The sequence below is a fragment of the uncultured Tateyamaria sp. genome (assembly GCF_947503415.1).
Lineage (GTDB): Bacteria > Pseudomonadota > Alphaproteobacteria > Rhodobacterales > Rhodobacteraceae > Tateyamaria.
The window spans coordinates 931,732-948,824 of record NZ_CANNDS010000002.1 but is presented as its reverse complement, the minus strand read 5'-3'; the positions used below and the strand labels follow the sequence as shown (position 1 = coordinate 948,824).

The 17,093-nt window shown below is 60.3% G+C and carries 16 protein-coding genes; 4 read left to right on the top strand and 12 right to left on the bottom strand.

The features are described 5' to 3' along the window. Nucleotides 1-81: 81 nt before the first annotated feature. The 4 genes from Q1A32_RS15835 to folD all read left to right on the top strand — a co-directional run bounded on the left by Q1A32_RS15835 (nt 82) and on the right by folD (nt 4,060). Nucleotides 82-681, top strand: a complete 600-nt coding sequence (locus Q1A32_RS15835; protein WP_299655168.1) for a sulfurase — start codon at nt 82-84, stop codon at nt 679-681. 195 nt (nt 682-876) lie between these two features. Then, nucleotides 877-2,553 (top strand): formate--tetrahydrofolate ligase, encoded by a 1,677-nt coding sequence (locus Q1A32_RS15830; protein ID WP_299655166.1) that lies wholly within the window; start codon nt 877-879, stop codon nt 2,551-2,553. A gap of 110 nt (nt 2,554-2,663) precedes the next feature. Further along, on the top strand, nt 2,664-3,137 hold the full coding sequence (locus Q1A32_RS15825; protein WP_299655163.1) for a hypothetical protein: 474 nt from the start codon (nt 2,664-2,666) through the stop codon (nt 3,135-3,137). 20 nt (nt 3,138-3,157) lie between these two features. Then, nucleotides 3,158-4,060: a bifunctional methylenetetrahydrofolate dehydrogenase/methenyltetrahydrofolate cyclohydrolase FolD gene (gene folD, locus Q1A32_RS15820; RefSeq protein ID WP_299655160.1), complete on the top strand. Its 903-nt coding sequence runs from the start codon at nt 3,158-3,160 to the stop codon at nt 4,058-4,060. Between the two features lie 27 nt (nt 4,061-4,087). Here the strand turns inward: folD and Q1A32_RS15815 are convergent, their stop codons facing one another. From Q1A32_RS15815 to Q1A32_RS15760, 12 genes are all read right to left on the bottom strand, one after another. Continuing rightward, entirely contained in the window at nt 4,088-4,495 is a 408-nt protein-coding gene (locus Q1A32_RS15815) for a PaaI family thioesterase (RefSeq protein ID WP_299655157.1), read from the bottom strand. Beyond that, entirely contained in the window at nt 4,492-5,163 is a 672-nt protein-coding gene (pdeM, locus tag Q1A32_RS15810; RefSeq protein ID WP_299655155.1) for a ligase-associated DNA damage response endonuclease PdeM, read from the bottom strand. Before pdeM ends, Q1A32_RS15815 begins: the two co-directional genes overlap by 4 nt. 99 nt (nt 5,164-5,262) lie before the next feature. After that, nucleotides 5,263-7,701, bottom strand: coding sequence for a ligase-associated DNA damage response DEXH box helicase (locus Q1A32_RS15805; protein WP_299655154.1), 2,439 nt, complete (start codon nt 7,699-7,701; stop codon nt 5,263-5,265). 242 nt (nt 7,702-7,943) lie between these two features. Then, a complete protein-coding gene (locus tag Q1A32_RS15800; RefSeq protein WP_299655152.1) occupies nt 7,944-8,732 on the bottom strand; it encodes an NAD(P)-dependent oxidoreductase in 789 nt (262 codons plus the stop codon). Continuing rightward, the gene (locus tag Q1A32_RS15795) at nt 8,729-10,036 is read right to left on the bottom strand and encodes an ATPase (protein WP_299611414.1); all 1,308 of its coding nucleotides are present in this window, start codon (nt 10,034-10,036) and stop codon (nt 8,729-8,731) included. Before Q1A32_RS15795 ends, Q1A32_RS15800 begins: the two co-directional genes overlap by 4 nt. 78 nt (nt 10,037-10,114) lie before the next feature. Next, entirely contained in the window at nt 10,115-10,615 is a 501-nt protein-coding gene (locus Q1A32_RS15790) for a prepilin peptidase (RefSeq protein ID WP_299611415.1), read from the bottom strand. Nucleotides 10,616-10,618: 3 nt separating this feature from the next. Continuing rightward, the gene (locus Q1A32_RS15785) at nt 10,619-11,482 is read right to left on the bottom strand and encodes a lipopolysaccharide assembly protein LapB (protein WP_299655149.1); all 864 of its coding nucleotides are present in this window, start codon (nt 11,480-11,482) and stop codon (nt 10,619-10,621) included. A 107-nt stretch (nt 11,483-11,589) separates the two neighbouring features. Next, complete coding sequence (locus Q1A32_RS15780) at nt 11,590-12,159, bottom strand: tetratricopeptide repeat protein (protein ID WP_299655146.1); 570 nt, start codon at nt 12,157-12,159, stop codon at nt 11,590-11,592. 90 nt (nt 12,160-12,249) lie between these two features. Continuing rightward, the gene (locus Q1A32_RS15775; RefSeq protein ID WP_299611424.1) at nt 12,250-13,230 is read right to left on the bottom strand and encodes a type II secretion system F family protein; all 981 of its coding nucleotides are present in this window, start codon (nt 13,228-13,230) and stop codon (nt 12,250-12,252) included. 10 nt (nt 13,231-13,240) lie between these two features. Continuing rightward, nucleotides 13,241-14,206, bottom strand: coding sequence for a type II secretion system F family protein (locus Q1A32_RS15770; protein ID WP_299611426.1), 966 nt, complete (start codon nt 14,204-14,206; stop codon nt 13,241-13,243). A gap of 12 nt (nt 14,207-14,218) precedes the next feature. Next, a complete protein-coding gene (locus Q1A32_RS15765) occupies nt 14,219-15,652 on the bottom strand; it encodes a CpaF family protein (RefSeq protein WP_299611428.1) in 1,434 nt (477 codons plus the stop codon). Nucleotides 15,653-15,676: 24 nt separating this feature from the next. Further along, nucleotides 15,677-16,915 (bottom strand): AAA family ATPase, encoded by a 1,239-nt coding sequence (locus Q1A32_RS15760; protein WP_299611431.1) that lies wholly within the window; start codon nt 16,913-16,915, stop codon nt 15,677-15,679. Between the last annotated feature and the right edge of the window lie 178 nt (nt 16,916-17,093).

Sequence of the window (17,093 nt, the reverse complement as noted above, 5' to 3'; positions counted from 1 at the left end):
CCACGTCACAAAAAGTCATTGGCCCCGCCGCGTGCGGGGCCTTTTAGTGCGCGGTGCACGAATCTGAATAGGTTGCTGATTATGCCCGCTTTGAAACCCACGTCCTTCACCGCCACGATCACATGGTTGGGCCATGTGCCAAGCCGGGAGCTGAGCTTGCGGTCCGTACCTGCGAAATCGGTCGACGTGACGCTGGACGGGTTGCCCGGTGAGGATCACGGCGGGCCGACACGGCCATCCTGTGTGCGGGTGCGGACGCAGTACAAGGAGGGCACGGTGATCCGGAATACGCGCCAGCTGTCCATCGTGAGTGCCGAGGAATTGGCCGCCACGGCCGAGGCCATGGGGTTGGAGCGCATTGATCCGGCTTGGGTCGGGGCGTCTTTGGTGATCGAGGGTATTCCCGACTTCACCCATGTGCCCCCGTCGTCGCGCCTGATGTCTTCAAGCGGTGTTGGGATTGCCATCGACATGGAAAACCGCCCCTGTGTTCTCCCGGGGCGGGAGATCGAGGCAGAGGCGGAGGGCTTTGGTGCGCGGTACAAGCCAGCGGCCAAGGGGCGGCGTGGTGTGACGGCGTGGATTGAATATGGCGGGCGTCTAGCGCTTGGTGATGTGTTGACCTTGCACGTGCCGGATCAACCTGCGTGGTCGCATCTGGAGGCTGCGCGCGCGGGTTGAGCGGAGTGTAAGGCGGATCGTGATCCGCCATGGCAAAACGTTTCGCACATTTGCCCGCCGTTTCCGAAATGAAACCCCCGTATGCAATTGGGCCGCTGCAACGTCCCAAAATGTCGGAATCGCACGCATGACCCCTAGGCATGCGGCTGTATGCAGGCCACGACAGACGTACCCATTAGGACTGCGGGGAGCATCATGGCCTATAAATCCGACATCGAAATTGCGCGCGAGGCGCAGAAGAAGCCGATCCAGGAGATCGGGGCCAAGCTGGGCATCGCCAGAGATGATCTGCTGCCCTATGGCCACGACAAGGCGAAGGTCAGCCAGTCCTTCATCAACTCGGTGCAGGACCGCGACAACGGCAAGCTGATCCTTGTGACCGCCATCAACCCGACCCCCGCGGGCGAGGGCAAGACCACAACAACCGTGGGTCTGGGCGACGGTCTGAACCATATCGGCAAGAACGCCTGCGTGTGTATCCGCGAAGCGTCTTTGGGTCCAAACTTTGGCATGAAGGGCGGCGCTGCGGGTGGTGGTTACGCTCAGGTCGTGCCGATGGAAGAGATGAACCTGCATTTCACGGGTGACTTCCACGCCATTACGTCCGCCCACTCGCTGCTGTCGGCGATGATCGACAACCACATCTACTGGGGCAACGAGTTGGAGATCGACACCCGCCGTGTCGTGTGGCGGCGTGTGGTCGATATGAACGACCGCGCCCTGCGCCAGATCACAGCCAGCTTGGGCGGTGTGGCCAACGGCTTCCCGCGTGAGGCGGGCTTTGACATCACCGTGGCGTCCGAGGTTATGGCGATCCTTTGCCTCGCCAAGGATCTCAAGGACCTGCAAAAGCGTCTGGGCGACATGATCGTGGCGTACCGCCGGGATCGCTCGCCTGTCTTTGCGCGCGACATCAAGGCCGATGGGGCCATGACCGTGCTGCTCAAGGATGCGATGCAGCCCAACATTGTGCAGACGCTGGAAAACAACCCGGCCTTTGTGCATGGCGGTCCATTTGCGAACATCGCGCATGGCTGTAACTCCGTCATTGCGACCACCACGGCGCTGAAACTGGCGGACTACGTTGTAACCGAGGCGGGTTTTGGCGCGGACCTAGGTGCCGAGAAGTTCATGAACATCAAGTGCCGCAAGGCAGGTCTTGCGCCGTCCGTTGTGGTCTGTGTGGCGACCGTGCGTGCGATGAAGATGAACGGTGGCGTGGCCAAGGCGGACCTTGGGGCCGAGAATGTGGATGCGGTCAAGAAGGGGTGCCCGAACCTTGGCCGTCACATCGAGAACCTGAAGAGCTTTGGCGTGCCGGTTGTCGTTGCCATCAACCACTTTGTCACGGACACCGATGCCGAAGTGCAGGCGATCAAGGATTACGTGGCTGAGCATGGGGCCGAGGCCATCCTGTCGCGCCATTGGGAGCTGGGGTCAGAAGGGTCGGCAGACCTTGCCACGAAAGTGGCGGAGCTGGCCGATGCGGATACGGCCAACTTCTCGCCCATCTATCCCGACGAGATGCCCTTGGCCGAGAAAATCCAGACCATCGCCAAGCGCATCTACCGCGCGGACGAGGCGTTGATGGATCAGAAGATCCGCGATCAGCTGAAGCTGTGGGAAGAGCAGGGTTATGGCCATTTGCCGGTCTGCATGGCGAAGACGCAGTACAGCTTCTCGACCGATCCGAACCTGCGCGGTGCGCCCACGGGCCATTCGGTTCCGGTGCGCGAAGTGCGTCTGTCAGCAGGTGCCGGGTTCATCGTGGCGGTCTGCGGAGAGATCATGACCATGCCCGGTCTGCCGCGTGTGCCGTCGGCCGAAAACATCATGCTGAATGATGAAGGACAGATCGAAGGGCTGTTCTGACCACAAATACTGACATCAGCCCCGTCACAAATAGATGACGGGGCTGAAATCCCATTGACCCCGGGCCGCGTCGGCGGTCAGCGTGCACTCCATCACTTGGAGGACTATTCATGACCAGATTGCTTGCCCTGATTTTCGCCTTTGCCTTTGCTGCTGTGACCGCCAGCGCCCAAGAGCGTTATGAGGGCTACTATTATCCGGACGTCACCTCGACCGAGGACTTCACGCGTGTGATCCGAGAAGCGCCAGATTCCAGCAAAGGCGTGCGGGTTGAGTTTGTCACAAACCTGACCGTCGCCCAACTGGCCGCGCCCGAAAGCCCGCGTTTCGTGTTCTTTGCAAAAGGGTCAGATGCCAAGCATCTGTCGGTCATCGCGCTGGACGATGACGTATTCTCGACCCTGTTCCGCGCCCGCGCCGTACTGGCGCAAATGACATCCAACATGCGCAACAACGATTTCTTCCGTGCGCAAGAGCTGCAATTCGTAGCGACCTTCTTTGATCTGTTGCAACTGATGGAATTCGACACGCTGGTGATCAGCGATGGCGAAAGCTGGGCGCATCAGGTGAATTTCGTCCGATAATCCAAGGAGAGCCCGACGGCATGACCGCAACAGTAATTGATGGCAAGGCCTTTGCGGCCAAGGTACGGGGCCAGGTGGCCGACCATGTGGCGCGACTGAAAGAGGCGCATAGGATCACTCCCGGTCTTGCGGTTGTGCTGGTGGGCGAAGACCCGGCGAGCCAGGTCTATGTCCGCTCGAAAGGCAAGATGACGGTCGAAGTGGGCATGAAGAGTGTCGAGCATCGTCTGGATGCTGACACCTCCGAAGCTGATCTACTGGCCGTGGTGAAGGCGCTAAACGAGGATCCGGAGATTCACGGTATTCTCGTGCAGCTGCCCTTGCCCGGACATCTGAATGAGGATCTGGTGATCAACTCCATTGATCCGGCCAAGGATGTGGACGGCTTCCATATCTCGAACGTGGGTTTGTTGGGGACCGGGCAGAAGTCCATGGTGCCCTGCACGCCCTTGGGGTGTCTGATGATGCTGCGGGATCATCATGGATCGCTGTCGGGGCTGAACGCTGTTGTCATTGGCCGATCGAACATTGTGGGCAAGCCGATGGCGCAGTTGTTGCTGGGTGACAGTTGCACCGTCACCATTGCACATTCGCGGACCAAGGATATCGAGGCCAAGGTGCGTGAAGCGGATGTGGTCGTGGCCGCTGTTGGTCGGCCAGAGATGGTGACGGGCGACTGGATCAAGCCCGGTGCGACCGTGATCGATGTCGGCATCAACCGGATCGATGCGCCCGAGAAGGGCGAGGGCAAGACGCGCCTTGTGGGCGATTGCGACTATGACAGTTGCGCCGCCGTGGCCGGTGCCATCACGCCCGTGCCGGGTGGTGTGGGGCCGATGACCATTGCGTGTTTGCTGGCGAACACCGTGACGGCGTGCTGCCGGGCGAATGGCTTGGCGGAGCCCGAGGGCCTGACGGCTTGAGGGGCGGTGGCGGAGGACACCTCCGCCTTACGAGCGCACCGGGACCATGGTGCCTTGCATAACCGCGACAAGTGTTTCGGTGCTGTTTTGCAACGCATACACATCCGCTGCGACGACAATCAGGCGACGGCCGGGTTTGATGACCCGGCCTTTTGCGATCAGGCGATCCCCGATTGCGGGGGCCGTCAGATTGATCTTGATCTCTGCCGTAACAACTTCGGTGTCGTCCGGCATTGAAGTGAGCGCGGCGTAACCTGCCGCCGTGTCGCCAAGCCCAAAGGTGAGTGCGGCATGCGCGAGGCCCTGTTGCTGGCGACTGCCGGGAAGGATCGGGGCGGAGATCGTCACGTGCCCTGCCGCAACATCGTCGAGCGTGGCGCCGAATGTTTCCATCATGGTGTGACGGTCAAAGCTGGTCTGAATTTTGTTTTTCATGCGGCCCCTCGTGGCATAGGCACTTGTACTGGTTTGGGCCCGGTCAGGATGGCGCTGGCATCCGGGCGCATGAGTTTGGTCAGCGTATGGTCGTGGCTGCGCAGCCCGCCCGTGTAGGTGCCGTAGGCGGGCAGGATCAGTTTATCCTTGTCGAGCAGGAATGCGGGGCGCGAGATGGCGCGGGCGCGTGTGTGCAGCGTGGCTTTGGGGTGGTAGTGGCCGGAGATTTCCCCGGTGGCACCGGCTTGGGCGATATGGCGGAAGGTGAGGGGGCCGATGGGGAGGTCGGCCAGGTGCGTGCCGCCAAATTCGATTGGGCCGGGATCGTGATTGCCTTCGATCCAGACCCAGCGGCGCCCTGCTTGCAGACGGGTGATCCAGAGCCGTTCGTCTTCGGGCAGGCTGCGCGCGGCCGCAAGGTCGTCGAAGCTGTCGCCGAGGCAGATGACGGTGCGCGCCTCTGTGCTGTCGAGGTCGGCGGCGAGGCGGGTGAGTGTGTCGCGCGTCTCGTAGGGGGGGAGTTGCATGCCGCTGCGCCGGGCGATGCGTTCGGCCTTGCCCAGGTGCAAGTCGGAGACGCACAGGAGGCTCTGGTCTGGCCAGTAGAGCGCGCCGGAGCCGAGGGCATGGAGCCGGGTTCCGGCAAGGGAAAGGTCGCACGTGTTCATATTTTGTTCATAGCGGCGAGGGCGGGGCGCATCAAGATGCGCCTTACGGGTTGGGGCTCTGCCCCAAACCCCGGAGTTTATCTGGCAAGATGAAGAGGATCAGAATGGAACGCGCCATTCTTTCTTCTTCGGTTCGGGCGATCGCCCCGCGGTGCTCATCAGGCGCTCGGCTTCTTCCGCCAGCAGTTGTTCTTCGGCGAGGCCCTTGATGGGCACGCGGCCCACTTCGAGCATCAGCGGGGCAGCGAGCGGTGTGACGCGGCTGTGTTCGATCAGGTCGATGCGATTGCCGATGCGGGCGCACATTTCCTCGATCCTTCCAAAGTCGACGAGGCCGCGCATGGCTTCCTCTCGGGTGATTTGGAGCATCAGGTGGTCGGGGTCGTATTTGGCGAGCGTGTCGTAGAGGATGTCAGAGCTGAAGGTGGCTTGGCGTCCGGTTTTTCGGTTTGAGGGCAGGTTGCGTTCGATGAGGCCCGCGATGGTGGCGGAGGCGCGGAAGGTGCGTTTCATGACCGCGTTGCCTGCGAGCCAGCGGTCGAGGCCGTCGCGGAGGGCTTCAATCTCGAAGAGGGGGGCCGGGTCGGTGATTTTGTTGAGGCCCCAGATCAGGGTGGCATAATCGGTCGCGAGGAAGCCGAGGGGGTTGAGGCCCGTTTCCTCCATCCGTTTGGTGAGCAGCAGTCCCAGCGTTTGCATGGCGTTACGGCCTGCAAAGCCGTAGACGGCGGTGTGGATGCGGTTGTCGTGCGGGAAGCTTTCGATCAGCAGGCGGCCCGGTTCGGGCAGGCGGCTGACGTCGCGTTGCAGGGTGAGCCATTCGGAGGTGTGTGGGGGGAGGGCAGGCCATGTCGGCTGTTGAAACATCTCGATGATGCGGTGACTGAGCTGCGTGGAGGTGGCGAATTTCGTGCCGAGGAAGGTGGCGATCTTGGGCTTTTTGGCGGCGTCGCGGGTCACTTGCACGGTCATTTCGCGCAAGGAGTCATAGCGCACGATCTGGCCGCCGATCAGGAACGTGTCGCCTTGGGTGAGGGAGGCGGCGAAACCTTCCTCGATCTCTCCCAATGGTTTGCCGCCGCGGCCCTTGAAGCGCACCTTGAGTGTGTCGGTGTCCTGAATGGTCCCGATGTTCATGCGGATGCGTTGCGCGCTGCGCGGGTCGCGCAATTGCCATTGGCCGTCAGGGCGCTGTTGCAGGCGTTTCCATTGGTCGTAGGCGCGCAGGGCGTAGCCGCCGGTGGCGCAAAAATCGAGGCACGCGTCAAATTCGGCGCGTGACAAAGACGTATACGCGCCCGTGGTTGATATTTCGTTAAAGAGGGCGGTCGCATCAAACGGACCGGCGCAAGCAACAATCAGGATGTGTTGGCAGAGTACGTCGCGGGGGCCGGGGCCGCGCGGGTCGCCATCAAGTGCGCCTTCTTTCACCGCATCAAGGGCGGCCACGCACTCGACCACTTCGAAGCGGTTGGCGGGGACCAGAAGCGCCTTGGACGGAGCGTTGTAGCGGTGGTTGGCCCGACCGATGCGTTGCACGAGGCGTTTGACGTTCTTGGGCGCACCCACCTGAATGATCAGGTCCACGTCACCCCAGTCGATACCAAGATCGAGCGTGCCGGTGCAGACGATGGCCTTGAGCTGGCCGTCGACCATGGCCTGTTCGACCTTTTCCCGCTGCTGCCGGTCGAGCGACCCGTGGTGGATGCCGATGGGCAACTGGTCTTCGTTGGCGAGCCAGATGTTGTGGAAATAAAGCTCGGCCTGCGCGCGCGTATTGTGGAAGATGAGCGTGGTCTTGTGTTTCTTGACCTCTTCCAGAACCGCCGGAATGGCGTATTTGCCGCCCGAGCCGGACCATGGCGGGTCCTCGTTCGTGACGAGCATCTTGATGTCCGGGGGCGGGCCGGGGTCCGCGTGGAGGATGTCGCAGGGGTCGGGGTGCTTGGCGAGCAGATGGGCAATGGCGGCGGGGTCTTCGACCGTGGCTGACAGGCCGACGCGTTTGAGGTCGGGACGCAGCGCTTGCAGGCGCGACAGAGCGAGGAACATCTGGTCGCCGCGTTTGCTTTCGGCCAGTGCGTGGATTTCATCGACGATCACACGTTTTAGTCCTGCAAACATACGCGGGGCGTCCTCGTATGACGTGAGCAATGCGAGGCTTTCCGGTGTGGTCAGCAGGATGTGTGGTGGGTCAGCGCGCTGGCGTTTTTTCTGGGTTTGGGACGTGTCCCCAGTGCGGTCCTCGATGCGGATGTCGAGGCCCATCTCTTCGACCGGCGTGCGGAGATTGCGTTTGATATCAGCGGCCAAGGCCTTGAGCGGGGAGATGTAAAGGGTGTGCATACCCTCGTGATCGTTTTCGGCCAGATCGGCGAGCGTGGGCAGGAACCCGGCCAGTGTCTTGCCGCCGCCTGTGGGGGCGATGAGCAGGAGGGCGGAGTCGTTGGCGCGGTCCAGCATCTGTTGCTGGTGAGGGTGGATGGACCATCCCTTGGAGGCGAACCAAGTGGTGAAGATTTGGGGCAGGGAGGTCATGGGTCGCAATGTAGCGGGTGTTGCGCTGGTGGGAAGTGCGGGAGCCTCCGGCGGCGGTTTATTTGGCGAAATGAAGATGTGGGGGATTCGAGGTGTGATTTACCCAATGTTCATTGAGCTTAAGGCCGTATGGCAGGGTGTCACCCCGCGTGCACCCTGCGTACACCCCCTGTGCACCCCCAACGCGCGCCCGAGCAGGGGTTAACGCAACGTGCGTTGCGTGGCGTGTGGTGGGCGGAGTGTCAGCTGCGGGCCTTGAGCGCGCGGATTGTGGCCTGCACCTGTTTCGGCAGGGCCGTGTCTGCGCCGTCGGGGGCGGCGTCGAGTGCTGCGGCCACATCCTTGACCAGGATGCCGATGGAATTGTCGGGCGCGTAGCCGTGTTTGGCGAACTCGATGCTTTCGTACCCGGAGGCGAGCCAGTTCTGGCCCGAGGAGGTTTCGATCAGGTTCAGCAGGGCCGTGGTTTCAAGCCCGGCCTCATCCGCCCAGTCAAGCACCAGCCGCGTCATGGCCGTATGGGAGGCGGCGAGCAGGTTGTTGAGCACCTTGCCCTGCATGCCCGACCCGAAGCCGCCCATGTGGTGGAAGTGCTGGCCCATGAGCGACAGGAGCGGGGTGGCGTCGGCAATGTCGTCGGCCGTGCCGCCCAGCATGAAGCTGAGCGTGCGGTTCTCGGCGGCCACCACGGCGCCGGACATGGGCGCGTCGATCAGGGTGATGTGGTCCGGCACCCGCTCGCTGAGACCACGGACATAGCGGGGTGACAGGGTAGAGCAGATGAAGATGCGTTGCAGGTTGGGTGCGGTGCCCATCAGATTCTGGGTGTCAAAGAGCAGCGCGTTCGTCTCATCCTCGTCCCGGACCACGCATAACAGCGTTTCGAGCTGCGGGGCGAAGGCCATGATGTTGGTGGTGATGTGATCGGTGCCCTTGTCGACAATATCGAAGCCGATGGCACGGGTGCCGCCATCGCGCAGGGCGGCCAGCATTGGCGCGCCCATGCGTCCGCATCCGGCCAGCCCGATCATTTGACGATATGTTCGTCCTTGACGAACATGTTGGCCCATGCGCGGTCGATCAGGTCGGGGCGCATTTGCAGGGGGATGCCTTCGAAGTTGCAGATGGCGACCATCTGGTCCACGAGGAAGTTTGGTTGATAATTGGCATAGATGTTGTCGATGGTCGGGTATTTGACCTTGAGAAGATGCACGAGGGCTTCCTCGTTCAGGGCCATCCCCTTTTTCTTGGCAACCATGGCGAAGATTTTCAGGAAGTTGGCCTGATCGGGGCCGTCAATCTTGATCTTGAAGAAGATCCGGCGCAGGGCCGCTTGGTCGAAGATTTCGTTCGGGTGAAAGTTGGTCGAAAAGACCACGAGGGTGTCGAATGGCACCTCGAATTTTTCGCCCGATTGCAGAGCGAGGATGTCCTTGGATTCCTCGAGCGGAACGATCCAGCGGTTGACCAGCGCCTGAGGCGGTTCGGCCTGACGGCCAAGGTCGTCCACGATGAAAATGCCGCCGGTGGACTTGAGCTGTAGCGGTGCTTGGTACGTTCGCGCCGTCGGGTTGTAGACGAGGTCCAGCATGTCGAGGCTGAGTTCACCACCGGTGATCACCGTGGGCCGTTCGCATTTTACATAGCGCTTGTCATAGGGCGTGACCCGGCGCAGCGCCGTGGGGTCCTGGGCCGCTTCCGTGGCGATGATGTGCACGATGGGGTCATAGACCGTGATGACCTGACCCGCATATTCGATGGCACGGGGCACGTAGACATTGTCGCCAAGTGCGTCACGGATGCCGTTCGAGATGGACGATTTACCGTTGCCGGGGGGGCCGTACATCAGGATGGAGCGGCCAGCCGAGACGGCAGGGCCAAGTTGGTCAAGCAAGTCTTCGGGCAGGACCAGATGGCCCATGGCGCCCACGAGTTGCTGGCGTGTGACCATGATGTTGCGGATGGACTGGCGTTTGACCTGTTCGCGGTACACTTCCAACGGCACAGGCATGGCACCGAAATATTCGGATTGCGACAGGGCGTCGAGCGCGCGAGCCTTGCCGCCGTCGGTCAGTTGGTAACCCATCTCGTTGCCATTGTTGGCGTTGAGTGTGCCCGTCGCCTCCATCAGCCGCTGGTCGCGGCACATGTCGATGAGTTCCTGCACGACCGGAAGGGGCAGGCACATCGCCTCGGACAGGTCAGAGGCCATGTCGAGGTTCTTGCGGAACATGGTTTTCAACAGGATGTCCCGCATCATCACCACGGGCAGCTTCATGTCCTGAATCCGCTTGGGCGCGGGGGGCGCGATCACGTCCGAAACTTGCATATTCATGATGCGGGGCCTGTATTTTGCTGCATTTCTTTGAGGCCTTGTACCGCAGCTATTCGACCAAAATGTGGCCCAAAGGGGTCAAGAGCCGTACAGCGCGGCGAGGCCCAGATAGATCGCAAGGGTGGGGCCAAGTGCAAAACCCATCGGAAATCTGCGGCCAGGTTGGTTCCAGCTTGTCCAGTTGGGTGCCAGCTTGTGAAGTGACGTGCGTTTGGCAACGGTGTGGACGGCATAGGCGGCCAGCAACACGACGGCAAACAACGCCATGAGCAGACGGATGTCACCCAAGGCCACATAAGGGGCCGCAGCTGCAAGAAATTTTGCGTCACCGGCCCCCATGGCACCGGCCGCGTTCAGGATGATGCCAGCGACCAGCACAATGCCCAGATAGGCAAGCTGCCAAAGGTACACGTCCAGCGGATAGAGGAAGAACCCGATGATCGCAAAGATCACCGCCATGGCGGTGACCGTTGGATTGGTGATCTTCATCCGCGCCAGATCGGTGTAGGCGACATAGAGACAAAGTGGCACCAGAAACGGAAGGAACCACAAGGCCACATTGGCCGGAAGCGCCAGCATGACCTAGCCGTTCGAGGTGTTGTTTTCGAGGGCGCGGAGCGAGCGTACAGCCGCCTCGAAATGCTGCGGGTGGGTGTCGATGGCGTCGCGCAACAATCCTTTGCCCGTTTGCACATCGCCTTTTTTGACGGCGGCCAAACCCAAAGTATGAAGCAGTTGCGCGCGTTCGGTTTGATCCATGGGGATAACAGGTAGGGCGTAGTTACCCTGGGCGCCACGGGCGAGGATCAGGTTGTTCTTGGCAGTAAACAGGCTTGGATCCTGGCGGATCGCGTCGGTAAAGAGGCGTTCAGCGTCATTGAAATCGCCGCGCGTCAGCTTGGAATAGCCCCAATTGTTTAGCACGCCCGACGGGCGCGTCGTCAGTCCCACTGCGGTTTCGTAAAAGCTGTCGGCCTTGTTCCATTCCTCATTGCTGTCTGCGATCAGCGCTTCGAGACGGTAGCGTTTGAAGGTCTCGAATGTGGGCGGGACGCGGTCCAGCTCTTCTTCGGCGCGGGCCCAGTCGCCAGCGCGCAACAGGGCGTCGGCGTAGTCCACACGGTCATCGCTGGTGACGCCGTCAAACTTGACCAGGGTGGCGTAGGCTGCGGTCGCCTCGGTGTAGCGTTTGGCGCGCACGAGGCTGGTGGCCAAGCCGCGTTGGGCATCAATCCGGTCCGGGTTGTCCTTTGCCGTGCGGCGGAAATAGGTGACCGCTTCGTTCGGGTCTGCCACAGTCAGCATCACATCGCTCAGGTCGTTTTCGTCAACAACATTCACGTCCTGGAAGGCCCGTTCGACGGTTTCCTCGGCGTTTTTCTGTTCACAGGCGGCCAAAGCCATCGCGCCTGCCAGAGAGACGGCCAAAATCACGGAGTGGCGCATGTTTGCGTCCTTTTTCCTGCTCGTTCGCGCCGTGCTTGTCGTGCCCGGTCGCATCTTTTTTGCGCCCCGAAAAGCGCAGCCTCAGACCCACCCCGAGGGGCGGAAAATCAAGATGCAGTGCGAATTAGAAAATCACTGCTGCCTCTGCGGACCAGTTTATATTGGCTCTCATTGGGTTCCACGCTAACAGAATTTTCAGATTTTGCGAGTGCCAAGCGCAAATTATCCCGGATGAGTGTGCTTTCTCCGTCATCGAGGGCGAAAGCCTTGCGGAAAACCTGTACTGCTTCGGCGGTCTGCCCCCGCTCCATCAACACGACGCCCAGATTGTTGAGGTCGGATGGTTCCGGATCGTATTCAGTTGTGGCGCGGCGCAGCAGCTTTTCAGCTTGGTTCAACCGGCCAAGGCCAAGATTGGCGGTGCCGAGGCCTGACAGGATTTCGGCATCGAGCCCGCCACGGTCCAATGCGGCCCGGTTGAACGACTTGATCGCCAATTCAAATTCGCCCGCGGCAATCAGGCGGTGGGCCACTTCGACCCCGTCGACCCCTTCTGCCCGCAGATCGATACCCGGCGCAAACGGCCCCGTCTGCGACGCATCAATGCCGGGTTGCCCACAGGCGGTCAGCCCAAATGCAAGGAACAGGGCCAAAAGCCCGCGGATGCCTGTTTTCATATCGGTCTTTGCGACGCCGTTTATAAAAGTGCACCGCGCACCCGAATGGGCCCGCGGTGCATGTCTCTTAGCACGAGTTGTCGCGCCGGCCTAGTTGCCCAGCGTGTTCATGTTGCCAAGCTGCGTGATCCCGTGTGCCGAGGGTCCGATCAGGATGATCAGAAGCGGCGGCACAGTCAGCATCATGGTCGCCAGCGTCATCTTGGTTGGCAGTTTGTTGGCGGCCTCTTCCGCCCGCATGACGCGCTTGTCGCGCATTTCGCCAGCATAGACCCGTAGCGCTTCGGCGATCGAGGTACCGAAGCTGGCCGATTGCACCAACACGGTCACGAAGCTGGCTACATCCATCACGCCACACCGTTCGGCCATATCGTTCAGAACAGTGATCTTGTCCTTACCGGCCTTCATCTCAAGGCTGACAATCATGAATTCATCGGCCAGCGCGGGGTAGGAGGCGCGCAGTTCTGCGGCCACGCGGTTGATCGCCTGATCCAGCGACTGACCGGCTTCTACACAGACCAGAAGCATGTCGAGCGCATCAGGGAAGCCTTGGGTGATTTCCTCTTGCCGCTTGGCGACGCGTTTGGACACCCAGTATTGCGGCAGGTAGTAACCGGCGCCACCCGGACCAATGGTAAACATGATGATCTTTTGCGTCGTCATGTTGTCGGTGCCGACGATGAAGTTGGTATAGACCACGCCAAGCGCAAGTCCCAGAACACCAAGGATAAACTGTGCCGCATGGAACATGCGCACCGCATCACGCGACTGATAGCCCGCCTGGCGGAGGGTCAACTGCCTTTTGGAAAGTTCGGCCACATCCTCCGGTTCGAGGAACTTCGAAAACCGTTCCAGCTGTTCGTTGCGCGCACCCTGACGCAGCCGTTCCTTTTGCGGACCGGATGTCGTTACGGGCTGGTTGGATTTCTTGAGCTTGTTCAGCGGATCCTCGGGTTGGCGCAGCATCATGATGATGACGATCACCACCATCATAAGGCCAAGCACACCGGCGAGTACGATCGGGCCAAGCGGCCCAAGGATATCCGTTATGGGTTGCAGCAGGGCTTCCATTTTGGGCTCCTTACACTTTGATATTGGTCAGGACGCGCATCACCATAAGGTTGACGGCCAGAAAGATACCCACGGCAAAGCACGCAGGAATGAAGTAGGGGTGATCGCGCACTTCGTCGTAGTAATGCGGGTCGCCCACGTTGATCACGATCAGCGCGACGATGGGGAAGGCTGACAGGAACTTACCCGACCACTTGGCCTCGGCCGTGATCGCCTTGACCCGGCGGAACAGGCGGAAGCGGGCGCGGATCACCTTGGCCAGACCGGCGAGGATCTCCGCGAGGTTACCACCCGATTGCTGCTGGATGGTCACGGCAACAGCCAAGAACCGTAAATCCTGCATGTCGAGCCGTTCGGCCATGTCCTTGAGGCTTTCGCCCACTTCGCGACCAAAGGCGGCTTCGTCCGCGATAAGTCCGAATTCCGAAGCCAGGGGGTCCTTGACCTCTTTCGCTACGATCTGGATAGCGGAACTGAAGGGGTGACCCACGCGAAGCGAGCGCACCATGAGTTCGACCGCATCGGGTAATTGTTCCTCGATCATGCCCAGCCGTTTACCAGCCTTGGACGAGACCCAGAAATACACCGCGCCGATGCCGATGCCCACGGACAGCAGAATGCGCACAGGCGTATCTGTGGCCGTACCGACGCTCAGACCGATGAAGGCCACAACGGACAAGCCGGCCATGATCATCATGAGTTGTTGCGGGGTGAAGGCGATGGCCGCCTTTTGTGCCTTGTCCGCCAAGAGCGAATAGAGCGGGATGGACCGCGCGCCCATGTGCTGCTGCATTTCCTTGCGGAGTTGTTCGAGCACCTCTTCGCGGCGACCACCTGCCTTGTTCAGCATCTCGAGACGGCGGTTCACGCGGCTGTTGAGGCTGATGGATTTGCCAAAGGCCACAAGGTACAAACCTTCGACCAGGACCAGGACACCGATAAAAATCAGCCCGTAAATAATTGGTTCTGCACTCATTATCCCTGCTCCTTATTGGGCGGCAACGGGTTCGTAGATGGATGCGGGCAAGTCGTACCCCCACATGCGGAAGCGTTCGGAATAGTGTGAACGCACGCCGGTGGCGGTGAAGTGTCCGATAATCTTGTTGTCTGGCGTCAGCCCCACGCGCTGGAAGCGAAAGACTTCCTGCATTGAGATCACGTCGCCCTCCATGCCGGTGATTTCGGTGATGGAGGTCATGCGGCGCGAACCATCCTGCAGACGCGAGGCCTGCACGATCAGGTTCACAGCAGAAGAGATTTGCGAACGCACCGCCTTGAGCGGCATTTCGATCCCGGCCATCGCGATCATGTTTTCCAGACGGCTCACACCATCGCGGGCGGAGTTGGCGTGGATTGTCGTCATGGATCCGTCGTGGCCAGTGTTCATGGCCTGCAACATGTCGATGACTTCCTCGCCACGCGTCTCACCCACGATGATACGGTCAGGGCGCATACGCAGGGCGTTTTTCAGACAGTCGCGGGGCGATACCTCGCCCTTGCCCTCGACATTGGGCGGACGGCTTTCCATCCGGCCCACATGGGTCTGTTGCAACTGAAGTTCGGCGGTGTCTTCGATGGTCAGGATGCGTTCGGCGTTGTCAATGAATGACGACAGCGCGTTCAGCGTGGTCGTTTTGCCCGAACCCGTACCTCCAGACACGATCACATTCAGCCGTGTCGCGACCGCCGCTTGCAAATATGCAGCCATTTCCTCGGTGAAAGCGCCGAAATTGACCAGATCGTCAATGCCCAGCTTGTCTTTTTTGAACTTACGAATGGAAACGAGGCTGCCATCCACCGCGATCGGGGGCACCATCGCGTTGAACCGCGAACCATCTTGCAAACGGGCGTCAACGTAGGGGTTTGATTCATCGACGCGACGACCCACGGCGCTCACAATCTTGTCGATAATGCGCAGCAGGTGGCGTTCGTCCTTGAACGTGACGTCTGTCAGTTCCAGCTTGCCCGACCGTTCCACAAAGATCTGTTGCGGGCCGTTCACCAGAATATCGTTGACGGTTTCGTCTTTCAGAAGGGTCTCGAGAGGACCCAGCCCAGTGACCTCATCGAACAGTTCCTGGTTGAGGGTCTGGCGATCCTCGCGGTTCAGGATGATGTTCTTTTCGGTCAGCACTTCGGAAGAGATCGAGCTGATTTCCTGCCGCAGATCGGATTCGCTGGCGTGCTCAAGAGCGGCGAGGTTCAGGTTGTCCAGCAGCGCGCGGTGCAGCTCGAGCTTGATCTCACCCATACGCTCCTTGCGCTTACGCTCTTTGTCCATCGGTGTGACGGACGCTGGCTGGGTCGACGGGTTGGCTTTGCGTGCGATTTTCTTGGGCGCATCCGGCTGGGGCAGCTCCGTGACCTTTTCTTCAACCGGTTCAGCGGCCTTTGGGGGGGCTTTTTTGTACTTGGAAAACATCGAGAGACCTCAGGGGGTATCGGATCACGCGGCTTTGGCGTGGTCCACGTTGAGTTCATGAATGGATGCGGCGAGTTTTGCGATCTCGCGGCGCAAAGGGTTTTTGGCCGCGGACGTTGCCAGGGGCAAACCATGATCGGCGCCTTGCGCGATGGGCTTGCCACCGTCGGGCAATTGCACTTCCACGGCGATATCAAGGCTTTCGGACAATCGCTTGACCCGTGCCTTGCCCCCCAGATCGGTGAATTTCGGCGCGCGGTTCAGCACGTAGCGCAGCTTTTCAACGGGCAACTCTTCGGATTGCAGGGCACGTTTGAAGCGCAGCGTGTTCTGAGCCGACCGCATATCCATTTCGAGCGTCGTGAAATAAAGGTGCGCCGTGTTCAAAACAGTCTCTGTCCACTGCACCAGGGTCGACGGCATGTCGACCACGACATAGTCAAAGTGCGCACGCGCCATTTCGACAACGCGATTGATGTCTTCGGGAGTGATGAGATCCAGCGGGATCATATCTGCGGGCGCGGTGAGCACCTGCAACTTGTCCTCGAATGTCAAAAGCGATTGGCCAAAGATTTCGTCGTCCATGCCTTCAGTGTCCGACAGCATTTCAAAGACCGCCTCGCGTCGGGGCAGGTCAAGGTAGGTCGATGCAGAGCCGAACTGCAGATCAAAGTCCAACAGGCAAACCGAGGGGGTTTCGCTGCCGCACAACAGGGCAAGTTCCCAAGCGAGGTTCACGGCAAGCGTTGTCGAACCAGTGCCACCTGCCACACCGTGACAGACAAATACGGCACCCTGCTTGTCCACGCCGGACTTCAGGTTTGCTGTTTTGCCAGTCTCAGCCGGTTGCGGTTGATCGGATGTGTTCAGGCGTTCGATGGCCTGCTGCAATTCACCTTCGGGCAGGGGATAGGGGACAAATTCGTCCGCCCCTTGCCGCAGAAGTTGGTGTAGCGCGGCGGGTGTCACGTCTTCGGCAATCAGGATAACCTTGATGCCGTGCCCCTTGGCTTGGGTGATAATCTCACCCAGTAGAACCAGATTGTCCTCATCCTCGTCATCAAGGGCGAGGGCCACGAACTCCATGGCCTCTGCTTCGGGTTGATTGAAGAAGGCCAGCGCTTCGGCAAAGCCGAGGTCACCCCAGGCTTCTCCCAATGCTTGCTCCATATCCTCGATCAGGAGGTCGAAGTTCTGCACATCGCGGCTGATCGTACAGGCCGTGATTGGTGCCGTTTCCGGTTGCGGCATTACGCTGCTCATTGCCCACTCGTCCTTTGTTCAAAGAGTCTTGCATCGGCGCTGATGAATTAGCGGTTAATGCTTTGACCCTCGCCCGGCTCTTTTCGCCGGACATACGTGTCCTCAGGGGGAGTTGTCGCAGCGAATTCAGGCGAGATTTGGGCCAAAAAACTCCAATTGTTGGGTATTCCAGAACGAT

What these genes read in the sequence shown, in the direction of transcription:
- Q1A32_RS15835 (WP_299655168.1), top strand. Translation starts at nt 82, where the DNA reads ATGCCCGCTTTGAAACCCACGTCCTTCACCGCCACGATCACATGGTTG.
- Q1A32_RS15830 (WP_299655166.1), top strand. Translation starts at nt 877, where the DNA reads ATGGCCTATAAATCCGACATCGAAATTGCGCGCGAGGCGCAGAAGAAG.
- Q1A32_RS15825 (WP_299655163.1), top strand. Translation starts at nt 2,664, where the DNA reads ATGACCAGATTGCTTGCCCTGATTTTCGCCTTTGCCTTTGCTGCTGTG.
- folD (WP_299655160.1), top strand. Translation starts at nt 3,158, where the DNA reads ATGACCGCAACAGTAATTGATGGCAAGGCCTTTGCGGCCAAGGTACGG.
- Q1A32_RS15815 (WP_299655157.1), bottom strand. Translation starts at nt 4,495, where the DNA reads ATGAAAAACAAAATTCAGACCAGCTTTGACCGTCACACCATGATGGAA.
- pdeM (WP_299655155.1), bottom strand. Translation starts at nt 5,163, where the DNA reads ATGAACACGTGCGACCTTTCCCTTGCCGGAACCCGGCTCCATGCCCTC.
- Q1A32_RS15805 (WP_299655154.1), bottom strand. Translation starts at nt 7,701, where the DNA reads ATGACCTCCCTGCCCCAAATCTTCACCACTTGGTTCGCCTCCAAGGGA.
- Q1A32_RS15800 (WP_299655152.1), bottom strand. Translation starts at nt 8,732, where the DNA reads ATGATCGGGCTGGCCGGATGCGGACGCATGGGCGCGCCAATGCTGGCC.
- Q1A32_RS15795 (WP_299611414.1), bottom strand. Translation starts at nt 10,036, where the DNA reads ATGAATATGCAAGTTTCGGACGTGATCGCGCCCCCCGCGCCCAAGCGG.
- Q1A32_RS15790 (WP_299611415.1), bottom strand. Translation starts at nt 10,615, where the DNA reads ATGCTGGCGCTTCCGGCCAATGTGGCCTTGTGGTTCCTTCCGTTTCTG.
- Q1A32_RS15785 (WP_299655149.1), bottom strand. Translation starts at nt 11,482, where the DNA reads ATGCGCCACTCCGTGATTTTGGCCGTCTCTCTGGCAGGCGCGATGGCT.
- Q1A32_RS15780 (WP_299655146.1), bottom strand. Translation starts at nt 12,159, where the DNA reads ATGAAAACAGGCATCCGCGGGCTTTTGGCCCTGTTCCTTGCATTTGGG.
- Q1A32_RS15775 (WP_299611424.1), bottom strand. Translation starts at nt 13,230, where the DNA reads ATGGAAGCCCTGCTGCAACCCATAACGGATATCCTTGGGCCGCTTGGC.
- Q1A32_RS15770 (WP_299611426.1), bottom strand. Translation starts at nt 14,206, where the DNA reads ATGAGTGCAGAACCAATTATTTACGGGCTGATTTTTATCGGTGTCCTG.
- Q1A32_RS15765 (WP_299611428.1), bottom strand. Translation starts at nt 15,652, where the DNA reads ATGTTTTCCAAGTACAAAAAAGCCCCCCCAAAGGCCGCTGAACCGGTT.
- Q1A32_RS15760 (WP_299611431.1), bottom strand. Translation starts at nt 16,915, where the DNA reads ATGAGCAGCGTAATGCCGCAACCGGAAACGGCACCAATCACGGCCTGT.